Genomic DNA, 19,314 nt, shown 5'->3' with positions numbered 1-19,314 from the left:
AGCGGTATGGAGCGGATTCTTGAGCATATTTTCAACAATTGCCGGCAGGTTTGGATCACTGCTGCTCTTGTTCGCCTCACCAACGCACCTCTCGGCACAAGATGCTGGTGAAATCCCGTCAGAAACTGACGTGCCCATTGCGATGTTGGTTGATTTGTCTAGCGGGCAAATCTTGCACGCGCGCAACGAAGGCCGCCGGTTCATGCCGGCATCAATCACCAAGGTAATGACCGCCTACGTCGCGTTCGAACTGCTCGAAAGTGGAGAATTGCGGGCAGGCCAGAGATTGCGGTTTTCTCGCCCAGCATTTGAAGAGTGGGGCGGACGCGGCTCCACAATGTTCTTAAACGCCAACGAAAGGCCCACGGTCTCGCAATTGTTGCTGGGCATCACAACTGTATCGGCCAACGATGCGTCCGCGGTATTGGCGGAAGGGGCGGCGGGATCCATTGGTAAGTGGTTAGAATTGATGAATGCTTCTGCGCGGTCTTTGAAGATGAAAGACAGCCACTTTGGGACCCCAAACGGATGGCCGGATGAGGGCCGGACATTCACAACCGCGCGTGATCTGGCGCTGCTTGGGCAAGCCATGGTGCAGGAATATCCCGGGTTTTATCGCCAGTACTTCGGGAAGCGAGAGCTGACCTACCGTGGGATCACACAAGCAAACCATGAACCGTTCACCGGACGTCTCAATGGTGGTGACGGGATAAAGACCGGTTTCACCAACGAAGCAGGTTATGGAGTGCTGGGTTCTGCGGAGCGTAATGGCAGGCGGTTGATACTGGTCGTAGCTGGAACTCGATCCGGTTCGGTCAGAGCACGAGCAGCCCGGAGCTATATGGAGTGGGGATTCTCCAACTTCGAAAGTAAGAAGCTTTTTGAACCTGGCGAAGTTATAGGCACAGCGCGCATTCAAGGCGGTAACACACGCCATGTTTCACTGGTAAACCCGCGGCTCGTGGCAGCAGCCTTCCCCAAGGGCGCCGAAGCGCAAATAAAGCTCTCCATCCGCTATGATGGCCCAATTCGTGCGCCGGTTGCCCAGGGTCAAGAGATTGCAGAGCTGGAAATCGCGGTCGAAGGGATGGCGACTTCGCGAATCCCACTCTACGCTTCTGAAGACGTGGGAAAGGCTGGCCCTCTTGCGCGCATCATAAACGGTATTATCGGTTGGTTCTTATGATCCGCGGGAAGTTCATTGCACTGGAAGGCGGCGAAGGCGCCGGAAAATCCACTCAAGCGCGCCTGCTTGTCGAGGCATTGCGTGCACGTGGCATCACCACTGACCTGACCCGGGAACCGGGCGGAACGCCCGGAGCTGAGGCTATTCGTTCCCTTTTGCTTGATCCACCGGGCGAGGGGTGGGGTGCTGAAGCCGAGGCTTTGCTTTTTGCCGCGGCCCGGTCAGATCATGTGGCCCGCCGAATTGTTCCAGCGCTCGAACGTGGCGAATGGGTCGTGTCAGATCGATTTGTTGATTCAAGCAGAGCCTATCAAGGCGGGGCGGGAGAGTTGGGCGACGAGGCAATCTCCGCGCTACATCAAATTGGGAGCAAGGGATTGCGGCCCGATCTCACAATCCTTTTGGGAGCGGCGGAAGATCAGGTTGCGGCGCGTCTGGCGGAACGCGACGGTGACAATTCAGATGCCATTGGTGGCCGAGACGCCGAGTATCATCGTGCAGTCGCTGATGCATTCCGTCGGTATGCTGCAGAGGATCCTGACGGGTTCGCGGTGATTGACGCCAGCGGCTCTCCTGATGAAGTGCATGGACGAGTTATGCACGCGCTGACCACCTTGCTGGACGCTTGAGCGCGATGGAATGGCCCAATCATACCGATGCCTGGCGTGAATGGCGCGACGCTGCTGCAGGCAGGCGGATGCATCACGGCTGGATCCTTGCCGGTAAGGAAGGCCTGGGCAAACACGACTTTGCGTTGACCGCCGCAAAAGAATTGGTGGCTGAAGAAGGTGTCCAGCAACCAAAAGGCGATCACCCCGATATCCTGATTCTTACACATCTTCCCAAGGATAAGAGCGAAGAAAAGAAACGCGATGAGGGCAAACCCTACGAGGTGAAGCGTAATATCGCTGTTGATCAGATCCGTATGATGCAGCAGCGGTTGACCACACGTCCTACGCTCGGTTCGCGTCGAGTGGTGATCATATACCCCGCAGATGATATGGAGCGGCCAGCCTCAAACGCGCTTTTGAAGAGCCTGGAAGAACCTCCGCAGGGGACCTTCTTCTTGCTCGTCACTCACCGCCCTGCAGGTTTGCTTCCAACGATCCGTTCGCGCTGCCGCGTATTGCGCTTCCCCCTGCTCAGTCGTGACAGAATTGCGGAACATCTAGGGGTAAGCGACCCCTCTGATCCGGCAATTGCCTTCGCAGGCGGGTCACTTGGTGCCGCAATGAGGTTTTCCGAAATGAAGCTAGGACCTGTGGCGCAGGTCATGCAAAAGCTCGTTACTATGAGCGATCCAGGTATGGCTTTGCGGTCCGAGTTAACTGCAGCCATCGGAGCCCGCCCGAGCCGCGAACGCATTCAAGCGGTGATAGAGTTGGGACGTACAATCTTGGCAAAGCAAGTCGCCGATGCGCCGGCCCAAAAACGAACGGCCATAATCGACGCCCATAGCGCTTTGGTCGAGCTTGCGGCCAAAGCACCCACTTATAATTTCGACAATGGCTTGCTGGTGGGTGAAATAGCCAGCTTGCTTGCCAGCGCAGGTGCCGCTAGCGAGCCGGCATATGGCTAAACCATTCTATATTACTACTGCGATCAACTATCCCAACGGACGGCCGCATATCGGACATGCGTATGAGGGTATCGCTACGGATGTTATGGCGCGCTTCCAACGCTTGATGGGCCGCGATGTCCGTTTCGTCACGGGCACCGATGAGCACGGTCTCAAGATGGATCAGACCGCGCGAAACATAGGCCGTGAAACGATCGATCTGGCCAACGAAATGTCAGGTCATTTTCGCGACATGGCTGATAAGCTCAACCTATCCTACGACGAGTTTGTACGGACGACTGAACCACGCCATCACGCAGCCAGCATCGAGCTGTGGAAGCGCATGGAGGCCAATGGCGACCTCTATCTTGATCGCTATGAAGGCTGGTACTCGGTTCGCGACGAGGCATTCTACGACGAGAGTGAGCTCGCAGAGAGCGAGGGTGGCGAAAAGCTTTCCCCGCAGGGCACGCCTGTGGAATGGACCGCTGAAGAAACCTGGTTTTTCCGCCTGTCGAAGTATCAAGACAAACTGCTCGCGCTATACCGCGACAATCCAGGCTTCATCCGACCGGAAAGCCGCCGCAATGAAGTGATGCGCTTTGTCGAAGGCGGCCTCAAGGACCTGAGCGTCTCTCGCACCAGCTTTGACTGGGGCGTTCCCGTGCCAGATAGCGAAGGCCATGTGATGTACGTCTGGGTGGATGCGCTCACGACGTATATGACCGGCGTCGGTTTCCCTGACGCTGACGGCGAAATGTTCCAGCGCTACTGGCCGGCCAACATTCACATGATCGGCAAGGACATCGTGCGTTTCCACACGGTGTATTGGCCCGCATTTTTGATTAGTGCAGGCCTGCCTTTGCCTAAGCAGGTATTCGGGCACGGTTTCCTGCTGGCGCGCGGCGGGGAAAAGATGAGCAAGAGCGCGGGCAATGTGGTGGACCCGATGGCGCTCGCGGAGCAGTTCGGCGTCGACAATCTACGCTACTTCTTCATGCGCGAAATCGCGTTTGGACAAGACGGCAGCTATTCACCTGAAGCTATCGTGACGCGCGCCAATGCCGAGCTCGCCAACAGCTTTGGCAATCTGGCGCAGCGTACACTGTCGATGATCGCGAAGAATATGGATGGCAAGCTTGAAGAATTGACCCCGGCGGCACCCGACAGGAGCCTGATGGGCATTGTCCGCGACACGTGCCTCACGGAACTACCCCGTGATTTCGAGCGGCTAGCTTTCTCGCAAGGCATCGAAGCCTGGCTGCGAGCCGTCTATGCCTGCAATCAATATGTCGATGAGCAAGCTCCTTGGGCGCTGCGCAAGACTGATTTTGAACGCATGAAAGTAGTTCTGCAAACTCTGTTCATGGCGTTGCGCGATCTTGCAATCGCGATCCAGCCAGTCGTTCCTGAGAAAGCAAAGGCTTTGCTTGATCAAATCGGTATCCCTGACGATGAGCGCAGCTACCAAAGCCTGAATGACAACACTTGGTATGCACGGCTTGTAGAAAGCGGCTTCACCATCGGGAAACCGACCCCGATCTTCCCGCGTTTGGAACTATCAGAGGAAGAAAGCGCCGCCTGATGCTGGTCGATAGCCATTGCCACCTTGAGTACAAAGGTCTCGTCGAAGACCAGGCAGGCGTTCTAGCTCGGGCTCGCGAAGCTGGGGTAGGGCAGTTTCTCAACATTTCGACCCGTCAAAGCGAATGGGATAAGGTGGTTGGCACCGCCGAACGAGAGCTAGACGTTTGGGCCAGCGTCGGCATTCACCCGCATGAGGCGGATGAGCATGCTGATCTGGGCCGGGATGTGCTGCTCGGCGCGACCGAGAACCCGCGCGTGATTGCAATTGGCGAGACCGGACTCGACTATTATTACGACAATTCGGAGCGAGAGACGCAACGCGACTTGTTTCGCATGCATATCGGCGTGGCGCGTGAGACCGGCCTTCCGCTGATCATCCATACCCGCGACGCCGAAGAAGATACGCTCAAGATCCTTGAAGATGAGCTGGGGAAGGGGGCATTCCCTGCCCTCATCCATTGTTTCACCGCTTCGGCCGAGTTTGGAAGGCGTGTACTAGGGATGGGCCTCACCATCTCTTTGTCGGGGATCGTGACTTTCAAGAATGCCAAGGAACTGCAGGAAATTGCGAAGGAAATTCCGCGTGATCGCCTATTGGTAGAAACCGACAGTCCTTTTCTCGCGCCTGTTCCGCATCGCGGGAGACCTTGTGAGCCTGCGTTTGTAGCCAATACTGCGCAATTCGTGGCTGGCCTGCGTGGTGATGATGTCAGTGATCTTGCTGACTATACGACAGAAAACTTCCGGAAATTGTTCAGCAAGGCTAAGTTTTGAAGCTGATTATGCTCGGTTCAGGTACGTCGACTGGCGTACCAAGGGTCGGCAACGACTGGGGTGATTGTAACCCCAATGAGCCACGCAATCGTAGAACACGGGTTTCGATAGTTGTCGAGAGCAATGACGGCGCTAGGGTTCTCGTCGACACATCGACGGATTTGCGGCAGCAGTTGCTCACTAACGGGATTGACCGACTTGATGGCGTGTTCTGGACGCATGATCACGCTGACCATTGCCACGGCATCGATGATCTGCGCGTCCTGAGGTACGGGCGAGGTGGACCGATCCCTGGCTTTGCTTCTAAAGATACTGCTTATCGGCTGCGTCAGCGCTTCGGATATATCTTTGCAGGTCAGCACGGCTATCCGACTATCGCGACACTTGAGACGCTTGATAGATTAAGAATGCACGCTGGATTTGGTGTGGAATGGTGTCAGATGCCGCATGGCCCTGGCGAAACCACCGGATTTCGCTTTGAATCCGATGGAAAGAGTCTCGCATATATGACTGATTATTCAGAAATAACTGAAGACATGATCGATCTTTGCGAGGGTGTTGATATTCTAGTGAGCGATTGCTTGCGACGCGATCCTCATCCTACGCACGCCAATCTCGCCATGGCGATCGAACTTTCAGAGCGTTCAGACGCCGGAAAACTGGTTCTAAGCCACTTGGATAAGAGCATGGACTACGCCACATTAGCCGCAGAGACGCCCGATCATGTCATCGTTGGCTATGACGGCCTGGAGCTTGTCGCATGAACGAATATGAAGTGGTTCGAATTGTCAGTCTGCTTGGATTTCTTGTTCTAGCTGGCAGCGCTCTCGCATCGTTCAGGCTAAGTTGGTCAAAAGCGTTACGTATGACGCTGATTTGGGGGGCTATTTTCTGCGCGGTAGCTCTATTTTTCAGCATCATAGAGTTTCGTCAGTAAAGGGGAATGACACTGTAACTCCGATGCTTTATTTAACATAATATATATTATCATTCTCATATATCACTGGTATCGCAATCGTCACCATGTCCCAATCCCCCTCAAAAAATGACCACGCCCAACTCCATCGTCTCCTGGCAATCATGGCGCGACTGCGCGATCCGGAAAATGGATGCAAATGGGATCTTGCCCAAAATTTCAAAACGATTGCGCCATACACAATCGAGGAAGCCTACGAAGTTGCCGACGCCATCGAGCGCGAGGATCTGGCAGATCTAAGAGACGAGCTTGGCGATCTTCTATTACAGGTGGTCTTTCACGCCAGGATGGCTGAAGAATATGGACAATTCACCTTTGAAGATGTTGCCAGATCCATCTCTGACAAAATGGAAGCCCGCCACCCACACATCTTCGGTGACGAGAGCGGAACCATGGGCGAAACCCGATGGGAAGCGATCAAGGCCGCGGAACGTAACGAAAAAGGCGCAACAAGCGCTATGGATGGTGTTGCAAAAGCTCTTCCAGCTTTGATGCGGGCCCAAAAACTACAAAAGCGTGCCGCACGGACTGGGTTTGACTGGCCCGACACGAAAGGTCCAACTGCCAAAGTTTACGAGGAAAGTGAGGAACTTGCCAACGCCACTTCGGACAAAGAGAAAGCCGAGGAAGCTGGCGATTTGCTGTTTGCGGCGGTCAATCTGGTGCGCGCTTACGGTGTTGACGCAGAAGACGCATTGCGCGCGGCAAATTCCAAGTTTGAACGTCGTTTTCGTGCGATGGAAACGCTTGGCGACGGAAGATTCAATAAACTGTCGTTGGAAGAGCAGGAAGAACTTTGGCAACAGGTCAAAGTTGCTGAGGCCCGCTCATAATTGCTCGAACTGACCCCGTTGCTTGGGATTGAGCCGAACGGTTAAGCGCCGAAGTGGCCCCTTCTCCCCTTCCCCGACCTCGACGTCTCCCAGAACCTCTCCATGTGCATGCAACCACGCGATCCTGCGCCCGTCACTTGCTGGCAATTCAATCTCGAGTACTGTTGCCTCTACTTTAAGCATCTCACCAATGAGTTGAAGCAGCATGTCTACGCCTTCACCCGTGAGCGCGGATAGAACTATGGCGTCGCCTTGCGCGTTTGCCATTTCGTGCAATTCATTCGCACGTTCTGTCGTAACCAGATCCAGCTTGTTCCAAGCTTCCACTATCGGAATTCCGGATACTTGGCCCTCGGCGTCCACAACACCAAGGTCCGCAAGAACTGAGAGGACTTGTTTCTTCTGCGCTTCATGCGCGGGATTGGACATGTCGCGCACGTGCACGATGATGTCCGCACCGGTTACTTCCTCAAGGGTTGCGCGAAAGGCAGCCACGAGCTGGGTTGGAAGGTCAGAAATGAAGCCGACGGTGTCGGAAAGGATCGCCTTTTCGATCCCTGGAAGTTCGATTGCGCGCATAGTTGGATCTAGCGTGGCGAACAAAAGGTCCTCTGCCATCACATCCGCCCCTGTGAGGCGATTAAACAGCGTTGATTTCCCGGCATTAGTATAGCCAACCAAAGCGATCACCGGCCAGGGTGCCCTTCCCCGACGCGCTCGGTGCAAGGTCCGCGTCTTGCGCACTTGCTCCAACTCCTTACGCAGGCGAGCCATGCGCTGACGAATCATTCGCCGGTCGGCTTCAATCTGCGTCTCACCGGGACCGCCAAGAAAGCCAAAGCCACCACGCTGCCGTTCGAGGTGAGTCCAACTGCGCACCAGTCGACTTTGTTGATAGTCGAGATGCGCAAGTTCAACTTGCAACCTGCCTTCGGCAGTCGCGGCGCGCTCGCCAAAGATCTCAAGGATCAAACCGGTGCGATCAATCACCTTACGCTTGAGTTTCTCTTCAAGGTTGCGCTGCTGAATCGGTGACAGCGCACCGTCGACAATGACCAACTCTGCTTCGTGAAGTTCACAATCTGTCGCGATCTGATCTACCTGCCCGGAACCAAACAGAGTGTTCGGACGCACAGTGCGGACAGGAATGATCCGCGCGTCTTCGACCACCACACCAATAGCAAGCGCTAGACCGCAGGCTTCTTCAAGCCGCTCTGCCGCATCGATCACATAGGCTTGCCCGCGGATATCCGGGCAAAGGACAATAGCCCGTGCACCACGAGTAACATCGTCCAGCAAATTGTCGTCGAAACTCAGTCTTCCTCGCCTTCCCAATCAACGCTGAGATCAACATTCGAAGCGGGCTGGATCGTGGAAACCGCATGCTTATATGCGAGTTGCACGAAGCCATCACGTTCCAGCAAGACGCAGAACAGATCATAAGCCGCGATCCTGCCTTGCAGCATTACGCCATTGACCAGGAACATCGTTACTTCGACTTCGCTCTCGCTCACACGCGAAAGGAACACATCCTGCAATAGTCGTTGCCGATTGTTACCGCCTTGATTCGCGAACTGTTCTGCATCGACCGGCTGACCAGGCATAATTGTGCTGATCGCGTGCTTGTACACCAGCTGTGACTGGCCATCGCGGCGAAGCAGCAAAGAAAAATTGTCAAACCACGTGACAATGCCTTGCAGCTTAACGCCTTTGACCAAGAAGACCGTCACAGTCGTCTTGTTGCGGCGCAAAAGATTAAGAAACGCGTCTTGAAGCTTTGCCTGCTTTCCACCTGACTGTGGTGCAGCAGCATCATTACGCGGGCGGGCAGAGAGGGTACGCCCTTCAGACATCGTTGTGTCTCCTATAATTTGTTGGCGGCCACCTTTGCAGTCCGCAGGCCAGCGTGTTTTCCCGTCTGTCCTGCCTCTATCATGGCGAGTTCACGCGCCACCTGCAATGCCAATCTCGCGACTTGGCAGTTCGAGAGGCTACTCTTCCGTTGATTTCGTCTTTCGGTCGGTCATGCCAAGCAACTTGAGCTTTCGATGCAAGGCAGAGCGCTCCATTCCGATGAAGGTCGCAGTCTTGGAGATATTTCCTGAAAAACGACGAATCTGCACTGAAAGATACTCACGCTCGAAACTCTCGCGAGCTTCGCGCAAGGGAACCCCCATCACACCGCCCAAGGTCGGAGTGTCAGGCTCAACCGCTGAATTCTCACCGGTGATCTCCGGAGGAAGCATGTTAGGCTCAATGTTCTCCAACTCTTCGCGCGGCGTCATGATAATCGTGCGCTCGACCAAATTGCGGAGCTCACGCACGTTTCCGGGCCAATCATATGCCTGAAGCGCGGCCATCGCCTGATCGCTAATTCCAGGTGCCGGCAACCCCTGATCACTGGCATAACGCGTGAAGAAATGTTCAGCCAAAGCAGGAATATCATCGCGCCTGTCAGCCAGTGAAGGTATTTCAACAGGCACAACGTTGAGGCGGTAGAACAAATCCTCGCGAAAGCGCTTTTCCTCCATTTCACTGGCAAGATCTCGCGACGTTGACGAGACAACGCGCACATCGACACCGATTTGCCGACTTCCACCAACGCGCACGAAGCTTTGATCTGTCAGAACACGTAGGATGCGTGCCTGGGTCGAAAGTGGCATGTCAGCCACTTCGTCAAGGTAAAGGGTTCCACCATCCGCCAACTCGAGCAATCCGGGGCGCACCAATTTGCCATCATTCTCTTCGCCGAAGAGCTCTTGCTCGAACCGTTCCGGTGTGATTCGGGCGGAATTGACGATTACAAATGCGTGGTCGGCACGCGGGCTCCAGCTGTGGAGCAGTCGAGCCGCCACTTCCTTCCCCGCCCCAGCGGGGCCTGAGATCAAGACCCGACTGCCGGTATTTGCCACTCGCTTAAGCGTCGCCCTGACCGCATTAATCGCAGATGAGTTTCCGGTGAATTCTTCACCCCGCGAAAAGCCCTCGCGCAATTGAGTGTTCTCGCGACGTAAGCGCTCAGTTTCTGTCGCACGCGCGACCAAGAGCAAAAGGCGTTCAGCTTCGAAGGGTTTCTCAATGAAATCCATAGCCCCGCGGCTAACAGCCGACACAGCTGTATCGATGTTACCGTGGCCGGAGAAGATAATCACCGGCAGCTCCGGTTCGCGCTGCTTGATCGCGTCGAGCACTTCAAGGCCATCCATATCACTGCCGTGGAGCCAAACATCGAGCAGAACGAGGCTGGGCCGACGCTCATCTATGGCGGCGAGCGCACTCGCGCTGTCGCCGGCGGTGCGGCATTCGTACCCTTCATCACTCAACACGCCCGAAACCAGGTCTCGGATGTCACGTTCATCATCAACTACAAGGATTTCAAGCGCCATCAGGGCTGTCCCTCTTTGGTAATCGTTTCATGTGGATGGTCGACGCCCTTTTCCAGCGGGTCGCGCGCAAAGCGCATGACAACGCGCGTACCGCCATCTGCCCCACTGGAAAAACTCATCTCGCCGCCGTGCTCGTCGACGATCTTATTGACGATTGCGAGTCCAAGGCCTGTGCCCTTCTCACGCGTCGTCATATAGGGTTCGGTTATTCGCTCGCGCTCTTGCGGCAGTCCAACGCCATTGTCTTCGATCGCGACCGTGACGTGGCTAAGGTCTCCAGACATCCGCACCGATATATTGCCGCGATAATCCGGCTCTTCCGTCTTTGCTCGCGCCTCGACCGCCTCGACGGCGTTCTTGAGCACATTTGTCATCGCCTGCCCAAATTGGTGCCTGTCGCAATTGATGACCGGTGTATCCATGTCTTCTACAGAAAGATCGAAGTCGATATTTGAGTGGGCGACCTCTTGAAGAAAAAGCGACTGGCGCAAGAGGTCCAATGCATCCTCATGCCGGAAGGTAGGCTTTGGTAGCCGAGCAAACGAGCTAAACTCATCGACCATCTTGCGAAGGTCACCTACTTGACGAACAATGGTGTTGGTGAGTTCGTCAAACAAATCACCATCGCTTTCGATCTGTCGACGATAGCGTCGCTTGAGACGTTCGGTTGCAAGCTGGATCGGTGTAAGCGGGTTCTTGATTTCATGCGCAATGCGCCGCGCCACATCAGACCATGCCGCCTGACGTTGATCCAGCAGTTGCCGCGTAATGTCCTCAAATGTGATCACATGACCGTCATTCTCCGGCGCGATCTTGACGGCAAGGGTCAGCAGTTCGGTGCCCTTGGAATGCGTAACGATGCCGCTCGACAGACCGGCGTCAATCATTGCATCGATCTGAGGAGAGACATCTCCCAGTTTCATGCCGAATGCTTCGCTCGGCGTCGCCTCGTCGAAAAGCAGCGTTTGCCCCGAACCATTGATCAGCAAGACCTTGTGATCCGCATCAATCGAGATGACACCCGCGGTGACCGATTCAAGTACGGCCTCCATAAATGCGCGCCTCTCATCAAGTTGGCTATTGGCATCGACCAATGCGCGGGTTTGTTTGTCGAGTTGCTGCGTCATGCGGTTGAATGCGCGGTTGAGCATCCCGATTTCATCTGCACCGGTCCGCCCCTCAACCCGCAATGCAAAATTGCCAGCCCCCACTTTATTGGCAGCTACGACCAAATCCGTCAGCGGCTCTACCTGACGATCAGCAAATCGCAGCGCAAACCAGACCGCGAGACTGACCAAAGCAAGACTGGCAACAAACAATGCAAGGTTGAACCGGAGCTGCAGTGTTCGCGCCTCCGCGGTCAACGCTTCAAAACTGTTGGCCACGCGCTGCGCATTCTCCCAATATTCAAAAGGCCCCGCTTCAGCGCTTCGAGCATTATAGAGATATATGCCTGCCTCGCGATCAACCGGGGCAAGCGCCTCGATCCTTTCAGGAGTGCCGTTCACCCATACCAGTTCGCCCTGGTCGATGGCTGGCAACGCGGCTGCAATGGCATCGCTGGTATCATTGTCTTGCGAAAGGTTTGACATGGCCGCCGTACGGATCGACCCGTCATTCACCAATTGATATATTGCACTTTCAGTCAGTTCCCGGCCGGTCATTTGCAGGGCGTAGAAGTCTCCGAATTGATCTTCGGTGACTGCACCGCCTTGCTGAAGATAGAACCGAATGTCACCTGCCATGGCAACTGTTTCAGCGGCAACCTGTCGTTGGTTCTGATCGTAGTACCCTTGAGCCAGTTCATTGGCGTTATCCATCAGATTCCGAGGCTCGTCAGAAAACCAGAAATCAACCCCGGACTGGAACAGAAAAGCAGCAAAGCCTGCCACCAAAATAGTCGGAACCGCAGCCAATAGAGAGAAAAAGAACACGAGTCTGACGTGTAGGCGGGCCGTGCTGCCCGCCGCTCGTCTGAGCGCAATGCGTCGCCCGAATAATACGACCAAGCCAATGGCCGGAATCAAAGAGAGTACCAGCAAGAAAGAGACCTGCGCCGATGGCAGCAGCTCCCCCTCGACCGGATCGCGTGTAAAGGCGAACCAAGTGCTCCATATAGCAATCAGCAACAGGACTCCGCAGCCAATCTCGAGCCAGGTGAAAAGATTTGATCGGCGTGTCGCTATCGAGAACTGCCGCCGCCAGCGGGGCGATCTCTTCGTTTGTGTTGCAGACAGGCCATCCATAGTTGCACAGATACAACTAGATTGTTGCAATTATGCAAGTATTTTTTGCGGCCACTGCGTTAAAGCGGTCTGGCAAAGCGATCAGCGTTTATAGACAGTTCTGACAAGCGTTTGCGCAACGTGTTGCGATTGATCCCTAATAGTTTCGACGCACGGAGCTGGTTTCCCCCCGTTTGAGCCAACGCATACTCCATAAGCGGCTTTTCAAACGCTGCGAGTGCGCTTTGGTAGAGCGCTCCAGGCGCTGGATGGTTTGCCGCCAACCACAATTGTAGCGCACCTTCAAAGTCGAGTTTTTGTGCTTCTGGCGCCCCCTGCCCTTCAGGTCCGATGACTTCGCTCAAGACTGAGGCGTCAATCACTTCGTCTCTTGCTAGCAAAGCCAGACGATAAACCACATTGCGCAACTCTCGCACATTGCCGCGCCATCGCCGTTGCTCCAACAACTCGACCGCCTCGCGTGCGATCTGTCGGCGAGGCAACCCGTCTTCTGCAGCCAATCCTAGGAAATGCTGCGTCAACACTTCAATGTCTTCAACACGTTCGCGGAGCGGTGGGAGCTCGATCGGCACTACATTCAATCGGTAGAACAAGTCCTCGCGAAATGTCCCTTCCGCTATCATCGGGGCAAGGTCGCGATTGGTGGCTGCGATGATCCGAACATCGACGGTGATTTCCTGCCGGCCGCCTACACGCCGGATCCGCCCCGATTGAAGTGCGCGCAATAGACGCGTCTGCGCTTCCGCAGGCATGTCGCCAATTTCGTCCAGGAACAAAGTTCCGCCGTTCGCCTGTTCGAATTTCCCTATGGTCTGTGCAACAGCTCCAGTGAATGCACCCTTTTCGTGCCCGAACAATTCGCTCTCAATCAGCTCTGAAGGGATTGCAGCAGTATTGACTGCCACAAACGGACCGGACTTACGGGCGCCAAGTTGATGAATTGCCTCTGCAACCAGCTCTTTCCCGGTTCCTGATTCACCCGTTACCAGAACCGTCAGGTCGTTGCGCAGAACGCGGGTTATCATTCGATAAACACCTTGCATTGCCTGGCTACGCCCGACCAGCGGCATACCGTCGCCTTCGGCCGCAGGCGTGGCTTCAGCTCCTGAACGCTGCCCGGCCGCCTGTTTTACGGCGCGGACCAGCTCATCAAGATCAAACGGCTTAGGGAAATACTCAAAGGCGTTCGTCTCACTCGCGCGCACAGCCGTATCCAAGGTATTTTGTGCCGAAAGTATAATGACCGGCATTTCCGCATCAGCTTTGCGAACATCATGCAGGCTTTCGATTCCATCGCCATCGCCCAGCATTACATCGGTCAACATCACGTCGAACCGGTGTTCGCTCAACAAACGATCACGAGAGGCGATGTTTTCGCAATGGTGAAGAATGAAGCCTTCATCCTCCAGCGCTGCAGTAACCACAGTCGCGATAGAACGGTCATCTTCGACTAACAGAACCTTGCTACTCATGCATCGCCTCCTTCTTCGGCCAGAGACAAGTGCAGTCGGAAGTGCGTCAAATTCTCCCGAGTGTCGCGTTCATGCGCGATACGGCCATACATATCCCGAACAAGCTTTCGCACGAGCGCCAAACCCAGGCCTTGACCAGATTTCTTCGATGTAACGAAGGGTTCAAAAACATGATCTCGCAATGCCTCGTCGATTCCCGGACCATTGTCTGTCACAGTAATCTCTATTGGCAGCTTCACGGCCCTGCCTTCACGCATTGCGCTGAAAGCAAATCCACTCACAAATCGTGTCCGCACCGTAACCCTCGGGTCAGGCTGCTCGCGGCTACGCAATGCATCGCAAGCATTTATGACAAGGTTCATCACTACCTGTTCCAGAGCGTCACGATTGGCCAGAACAGGAGGCAAAGATGGATCAAACTCTTCAACCAGCTCCACACCGTCTGTTCCCCCTGCGCGCACAGTAGCGAGTGCGGAACGGATCGATTCATGTAAATTGGTCGGGGCAAGCTCCTCACGCGTTGATCCGCCAAGCTGCTGCATCCTGTCGATCAATCTCGCAATCCGATCGACTTCATCCGTGATCACCTTTGCAAGACCACGTTCCTTTGGCTCCAGCTTCCTCGAGGCAAGCTGCGCAGCGCCGCGAATTGCTGCCAGCGGATTGCGAATTTCGTGAGCAAGGATCGAGGGCGCCCCAAGAGTTGCTACTTCGCTCTCCTGCTCATGCAGACCATCGTCGCGCCCAATGTCCGAAAGAGTCATCACACGCCAACCTGTGTGTGATGAGAGCGGCGAAATGGTAAGATTGACTCGGCTTTCCTGGCCGTTCACCCGAAGCCCCACATTGCGAGCCACCAAAGGCGATTCCGGGTCATCCAAGTGTTCCAATACACGCTTATCCAGCAACTCGACGCTCGCGGCGACATGCTTGCCTACAAGCTTCTTCTCGCTCTTGCTCAGAAGCATTTCTGCAGCGTAATTCAACTCTGCTATACGCCCATCAGGGTCGATCAAGATAGCAGCAAAAACCAGACCCTCGATTTGCGCGGCCTTGTCAGGCTTCGCTCGAATGACTGTTTCAACCTTGCTCATCTTAGCCCATCAGGCCGCACGGCGCTTGAGGAAGGGAGCATAGAAGCGCTCAATCTCACCCAAAACCTGATCCGCATCGTCAATGAAATTCACGTGATTGCGGAATTCGGCAGAGCCATGCATCCCTTTAGTGTACCACCCTAGGTGCTTGCGCGCGATCTTGGTCCCGACATCGCGGCCATAGTGTTCCAGCATGTCGTTATAGTGCTCGACCAACGTCTCGTACTGTTCGTCAAAGCTCGGGCTTTCGAGCATTTCGCCGGTACGCCACCAATGCATGACCTGGCCGAGTAGCCACGGTTTACCGTAAGCACCGCGCCCGATCATCAATCCATCAGCGCCCGACTGCTCGAGCGCCTTCGCCGCATCCGCGATGGTGCAAATATCGCCATTCACGATGACAGGTATATCTACCGTCTCTTTTACCCTCCGAATAAACGACCAGTCAGCACTGCCCTTGTACATCTGGTTGCGGGTGCGACCGTGGACGGTGATCATTTTCACTCCGAGGTCTTCGGCAATTCGGGACAGCTCAGGCGCGTTCAGGCTGGCATGATCCCAGCCCATGCGCATCTTCACGGTGACGGGTACATTTACGGCCTTGACCGTAGCTTCCATCAGCTTGGTCGCCAATGGCACTTCGCGCATTAACGCACTTCCGGCAAAACCATTAACGACCTTGCGCACGGGGCATCCGAAGTTGATGTCGATGATCGCAGCGCCGTTGCCTTCCTGCAATTTTGCCGCCTCAGCCATGCTTTCGGGATCACAGCCAACCAACTGCATAGAAACAGGGTCTTCGGTTTTGTCCCATTCAGCCTTCTGGATCGACTGGCGTGTTTCCCGGATCGCAGCTTGGCTAGCGATCATCTCGGTTACATTGAGGCCAGACCCATACCGACGCACCAGCTTGCGAAACGGCAAGTCCGTAACGCCGGTCATCGGCGCAAGCACGACTGGCGTCTCGATGGTGACAGATCCAATCCGGATCGGCTTCAAGGCCGGTGGTGTGGGAAGCGAAGTCATTTGTGAAGCAGCTGCCTAAAATTTGGGCAGCGCATAGTGGATTGCACTCGGCTCGTCCAGCCCCTAAGCGCGGGCACCGAGTTTGAGATTAAAGTGACCAAGACAACTCCCCTCCCGCGTTTTGCAGCGATCGTTGTCGCCGCCGGAAAAGGCCTGCGCGCGGGTGGCGATATTCCAAAGCAATTTGCCACGTGGCGCGGCATTCCGCTGGTTCGCCATTCGGTCGAGACGTTTTTGTCTATTGGCGCAGCTGAAGTTCTTGTAGCCATACCTCCTGCTAGTGAGGACATTGCGCAATCTTCATTAAGTGGTTTGTCAGGGTACCGCTTGGTAACCGGCGGAAAGACACGCCAAGAATCCGTCTGCAATGCCCTTCAAGCTCTTGCTGACAATAGCTGCGAACGCGTTTTGATCCACGATGCCGCGCGTCCGGACATTCCCGATGACGTGATCAGTGGTTTGCTCGATATGATAGACATCTACCAGGGCGCAATTCCTGTTCTTCCGGTAGTGGACAGCATAGCAGTCGCTGAGAATGGCATTATGACGGCAAAGGCAGACCGCGACATGCTGCGCCGGGTGCAAACTCCACAGGCGTTTCGTTTTGATGAGATCCTCACTGCCCATCGGGCATGGAAAGGTGCAAAGGATGCTGGCGATGACGCACAGGTTCTTATGGCCAACGGCGGAACCGTGGGCTTGGTGGATGGTGACGAAAGACTCAAAAAGATCACATTCGCGGAGGATCTGGTGAGCAAAACTCCTGCCATGCGCGTCGGACAAGGCTTTGATGTGCACCGTCTGGTCAAAGGTGAAGAACTTTGGTTGTGCGGCGTGCAAATACCGCACGACAAAGGGCTTGCCGGACACTCTGATGCAGACGTCGCCCTGCATTGTGTTGTCGACGCTTTGCTGGGAGCGATAGGTGACGGTGACATCGGAACGCATTTTCCACCTAGCGATCCAAAATGGAAAGGGGCACCCTCCCCTCAGTTTGTAGAGCACGCCGTTAAGCTGGTCGAAAATGCAGGATTTCACATCGGCAATGTCGACCTGACAATAATTTGCGAAGAACCCAAGATCGGTACGCATCGGGAAGGCATGCGGGCAAGGCTCGCCGAACTGTTGCGCGTTGATGTTACCCAGGTGAGTGTAAAGGCCACCACAACAGAAAGACTCGGATTTACCGGCCGCGGCGAAGGGATTGCTGCACAGGCCATCGCAAGCCTACAGAGAGATTGATGAGCGAAGATATACAACCCGAACACGGCAGCTTGCTTCCGGCCGATATCGATGCACTTGCTCGCCGCGTGGTCGAAGAGAATGCTGCAGCGGGCCGCAAGATTGCGCTTGCGGAAAGTTGCACCGGCGGACTTGTGGCCGCTGCATTGACCGAAATCCCCGGTTCTTCAGCAGTACTCGATCGTGGGTTCGTCACTTACTCGAACGAGGCCAAGATGGAATCTTTGGGTGTCGCTCAAGATATCATCGAAACCTTTGGAGCGGTCTCGATCGCGTGCGTCTGGGCGATGGCCAATGGCGCCTTACAGCGGAGCAGCGCTGACGTAGCGGTGGCAATTAGCGGTGTCGCAGGCCCAGACGGTGGTACGACTCTGAAACCAGTTGGAACAGTTGTTTTTGCCAAAGCTTGCAATGGGAGCGATGCTGAGCCCGAAGGCGAGCTAAAGCATTTTGCTGACATGAACCGAGCAGAAGTTCGCCATCAGGCAACGCTATGCGCGCTTGAACTGCTCTTGCCATAAACTTCATCCGCGCGGGCTTCGAACGCAGCAACCATCTTGTGAAAGGCGCGGTCGAAATATTGACCCGCAATCCTCTCGAACATGCGGTTCTTGAAGGTAAACTCGACGGTAAAGTCTATCTCGCACCCTCCGTCCGGATGAGCCCTGAAAATCCATGTATTATCCAGATCGCGGAGTGGACCATCTACATAATGGACGTCGATCTCCCGGGGACGATCTTTCGAGACCCGGCTGGTGAATTTCTCACGGATCGATTTAAAGCCAACGACCATATCAGCCACCATCTCGGTGTCGCTATCCGATCGCACCCGTGTTGCGACAACCCATGGCAAGAACTCGCTATAACGGCCTACATCGGCCACCAGATCGAACATTTGTTCGGCCGTATAAGGTAGCCGACGGGTTTCACGAATTCCCGGCATCAGGCCTTAGCGCGCGCTTCTGCCTTAGCGAGTTTCTCCGCGCGAGCAGCCTTCATTTCCGCAAAATCGTCACCGGCGTGATAGCTGGAACGGGTGAGCGGGCTTGATGCGACCTGCAAAAATCCCTTGGCACGCGCAATCGAACCATAGGCCTTGAATGCATCGGGCGTGACAAAGTCTTCTACCTTTGCATGTCTTGGCGTTGGCTGCAGATACTGACCCATCGTCATGAAATCGATTTCGGCGCTGCGCATGTCATCCATCACCTGATGGACTTCCAAGCGTTGCTCGCCCAGACCCAGCATGATGCCTGATTTGGTAAAAATCATCGGGTCGTGGCGCTTTACCTCTTCGAGCAAACGCAGAGAGGCATAGTACCGAGCGCCCGGACGTATCGTGGGATAAAGCCGCGGCACAGTCTCAAGGTTGTGGTTGTAGACGTCTGGTCCGGCTTCACAAATTGCCTCAACCGCGGGACGCATCTTGCCTCTGAAATCAGGTGTCAGGATTTCGATTGTTGTACTCGGGGTCTCACGGCGAAGCGCCTTGATTACCTTCACGAACTGCCCTGCCCCGCCATCTGGTAAATCATCGCGGTCGACGCTGGTTATGACAATGTGTTCAAGCTCCATCTTTCCTGCTGCGATCGCGACGTTGTCAGGTTCCATGGGATCGACCATGCGTGGCATGCCGGTCTTGACGTTGCAGAACGCGCAGGCGCGCGTGCAAACGTCGCCAAGGATCATCACAGTGGCATGCTTCTTGGTCCAGCATTCACCGATGTTCGGACATGCCGCCTCTTCGCACACGGTATTAAGGTTCAGGTCGCGCATCAGCTTGCGCGTCTCGTTATATCCCTTGCTGACAGGCGCCTTTACGCGGATCCAATCCGGTTTGCGCTGGCGTGCCGGGCGCGGTGCCTCATCTTTCGGCGGAACAGAGGAAAGGTCGTTCATGCGCGCCATGTAGGGTAACGCGGGATAGCGTGCAA

General features: G+C 55.2%; 18 protein-coding genes. 9 read left to right on the top strand and 9 right to left on the bottom strand.

The annotated features are described in order from the left end of the window. Positions 1–19: 19 nt before the first annotated feature. The 7 genes from A6F69_RS08145 (at position 20) to mazG (ending at position 6,914) form a co-directional block, all read left to right on the top strand. Complete coding sequence (locus A6F69_RS08145) at positions 20–1,186, top strand: D-alanyl-D-alanine carboxypeptidase family protein (protein WP_245638215.1); 1,167 nt, start codon at positions 20–22, stop codon at positions 1,184–1,186. Then, positions 1,183–1,815 (top strand): dTMP kinase, encoded by a 633-nt coding sequence (gene tmk, locus A6F69_RS08140; protein WP_067599672.1) that lies wholly within the window; start codon positions 1,183–1,185, stop codon positions 1,813–1,815. Before A6F69_RS08145 ends, tmk begins: the two co-directional genes overlap by 4 nt. 5 nt (positions 1,816–1,820) lie before the next feature. Continuing rightward, entirely contained in the window at positions 1,821–2,765 is a 945-nt protein-coding gene (locus A6F69_RS08135; protein WP_067599670.1) for a DNA polymerase III subunit delta', read from the top strand. Next, positions 2,758–4,329, top strand: coding sequence for a methionine--tRNA ligase (metG, locus tag A6F69_RS08130; protein ID WP_067599667.1), 1,572 nt, complete (start codon positions 2,758–2,760; stop codon positions 4,327–4,329). Before A6F69_RS08135 ends, metG begins: the two co-directional genes overlap by 8 nt. Then, positions 4,329–5,105: a TatD family hydrolase gene (locus A6F69_RS08125; RefSeq protein ID WP_067599664.1), complete on the top strand. Its 777-nt coding sequence runs from the start codon at positions 4,329–4,331 to the stop codon at positions 5,103–5,105. The genes metG and A6F69_RS08125 overlap by 1 nt, the downstream gene beginning before the upstream one ends. After that, a complete protein-coding gene (locus A6F69_RS08120; protein ID WP_067599661.1) occupies positions 5,102–5,869 on the top strand; it encodes an MBL fold metallo-hydrolase in 768 nt (255 codons plus the stop codon). Before A6F69_RS08125 ends, A6F69_RS08120 begins: the two co-directional genes overlap by 4 nt. Positions 5,870–6,185: 316 nt before the next feature. Further along, complete coding sequence (gene mazG / locus A6F69_RS08115) at positions 6,186–6,914, top strand: nucleoside triphosphate pyrophosphohydrolase (RefSeq protein ID WP_245638214.1); 729 nt, start codon at positions 6,186–6,188, stop codon at positions 6,912–6,914. Here mazG and hflX read toward each other — a convergent pair. The 7 genes from hflX to dusB form a co-directional block, all read right to left on the bottom strand. Next, on the bottom strand, positions 6,909–8,210 hold the full coding sequence (hflX, locus tag A6F69_RS08110) for a GTPase HflX (protein ID WP_083984851.1): 1,302 nt from the start codon (positions 8,208–8,210) through the stop codon (positions 6,909–6,911). The genes mazG and hflX overlap by 6 nt on opposite strands. A 17-nt stretch (positions 8,211–8,227) precedes the next feature. Then, a complete protein-coding gene (gene hfq / locus A6F69_RS08105) occupies positions 8,228–8,767 on the bottom strand; it encodes an RNA chaperone Hfq (protein ID WP_067599653.1) in 540 nt (179 codons plus the stop codon). A 138-nt stretch (positions 8,768–8,905) separates the two neighbouring features. Then, positions 8,906–10,300 (bottom strand): nitrogen assimilation response regulator NtrX, encoded by a 1,395-nt coding sequence (ntrX, locus tag A6F69_RS08100; protein WP_067599649.1) that lies wholly within the window; start codon positions 10,298–10,300, stop codon positions 8,906–8,908. Beyond that, on the bottom strand, positions 10,300–12,546 hold the full coding sequence (locus tag A6F69_RS08095; RefSeq protein WP_067599647.1) for a sensor histidine kinase: 2,247 nt from the start codon (positions 12,544–12,546) through the stop codon (positions 10,300–10,302). The genes ntrX and A6F69_RS08095 overlap by 1 nt, the downstream gene beginning before the upstream one ends. A gap of 59 nt (positions 12,547–12,605) precedes the next feature. Then, positions 12,606–14,018, bottom strand: coding sequence for a sigma-54-dependent transcriptional regulator (locus A6F69_RS08090; RefSeq protein ID WP_067599645.1), 1,413 nt, complete (start codon positions 14,016–14,018; stop codon positions 12,606–12,608). Further along, a complete protein-coding gene (locus A6F69_RS08085; protein ID WP_067599643.1) occupies positions 14,015–15,112 on the bottom strand; it encodes a two-component system sensor histidine kinase NtrB in 1,098 nt (365 codons plus the stop codon). Before A6F69_RS08085 ends, A6F69_RS08090 begins: the two co-directional genes overlap by 4 nt. A 9-nt stretch (positions 15,113–15,121) precedes the next feature. After that, on the bottom strand, positions 15,122–16,138 hold the full coding sequence (dusB, locus tag A6F69_RS08080; protein WP_067599640.1) for a tRNA dihydrouridine synthase DusB: 1,017 nt from the start codon (positions 16,136–16,138) through the stop codon (positions 15,122–15,124). Between the two features lie 93 nt (positions 16,139–16,231). Here dusB and A6F69_RS08075 point away from each other — a divergent pair, with 93 nt between their 5' ends. Further along, positions 16,232–17,380 carry a bifunctional 2-C-methyl-D-erythritol 4-phosphate cytidylyltransferase/2-C-methyl-D-erythritol 2,4-cyclodiphosphate synthase gene (locus A6F69_RS08075; RefSeq protein WP_067602822.1) on the top strand — a complete coding sequence of 383 codons (1,149 nt, stop codon included), beginning with the start codon at positions 16,232–16,234 and terminating at the stop codon, positions 17,378–17,380. Then, a complete protein-coding gene (locus A6F69_RS08070) occupies positions 17,380–17,901 on the top strand; it encodes a CinA family protein (protein ID WP_067599637.1) in 522 nt (173 codons plus the stop codon). Before A6F69_RS08075 ends, A6F69_RS08070 begins: the two co-directional genes overlap by 1 nt. Here the strand turns inward: A6F69_RS08070 and A6F69_RS08065 are convergent. Further along, the gene (locus A6F69_RS08065; protein WP_067599634.1) at positions 17,862–18,323 is read right to left on the bottom strand and encodes a type II toxin-antitoxin system RatA family toxin; all 462 of its coding nucleotides are present in this window, start codon (positions 18,321–18,323) and stop codon (positions 17,862–17,864) included. The genes A6F69_RS08070 and A6F69_RS08065 overlap by 40 nt on opposite strands. Beyond that, positions 18,323–19,279: a lipoyl synthase gene (gene lipA, locus A6F69_RS08060; RefSeq protein ID WP_067602819.1), complete on the bottom strand. Its 957-nt coding sequence runs from the start codon at positions 19,277–19,279 to the stop codon at positions 18,323–18,325. The genes A6F69_RS08065 and lipA overlap by 1 nt, the downstream gene beginning before the upstream one ends. Positions 19,280–19,314: the final 35 nt, after the last annotated feature.

Origin of the sequence: Altererythrobacter ishigakiensis, assembly GCF_001663155.1 — a bacterium.
Classification (GTDB): Bacteria; Pseudomonadota; Alphaproteobacteria; order Sphingomonadales; family Sphingomonadaceae; genus Erythrobacter; species Erythrobacter ishigakiensis.
The sequence above is the reverse complement of the archived record's forward strand: the minus strand, read 5'-3'. Positions and strand labels throughout refer to the sequence as shown.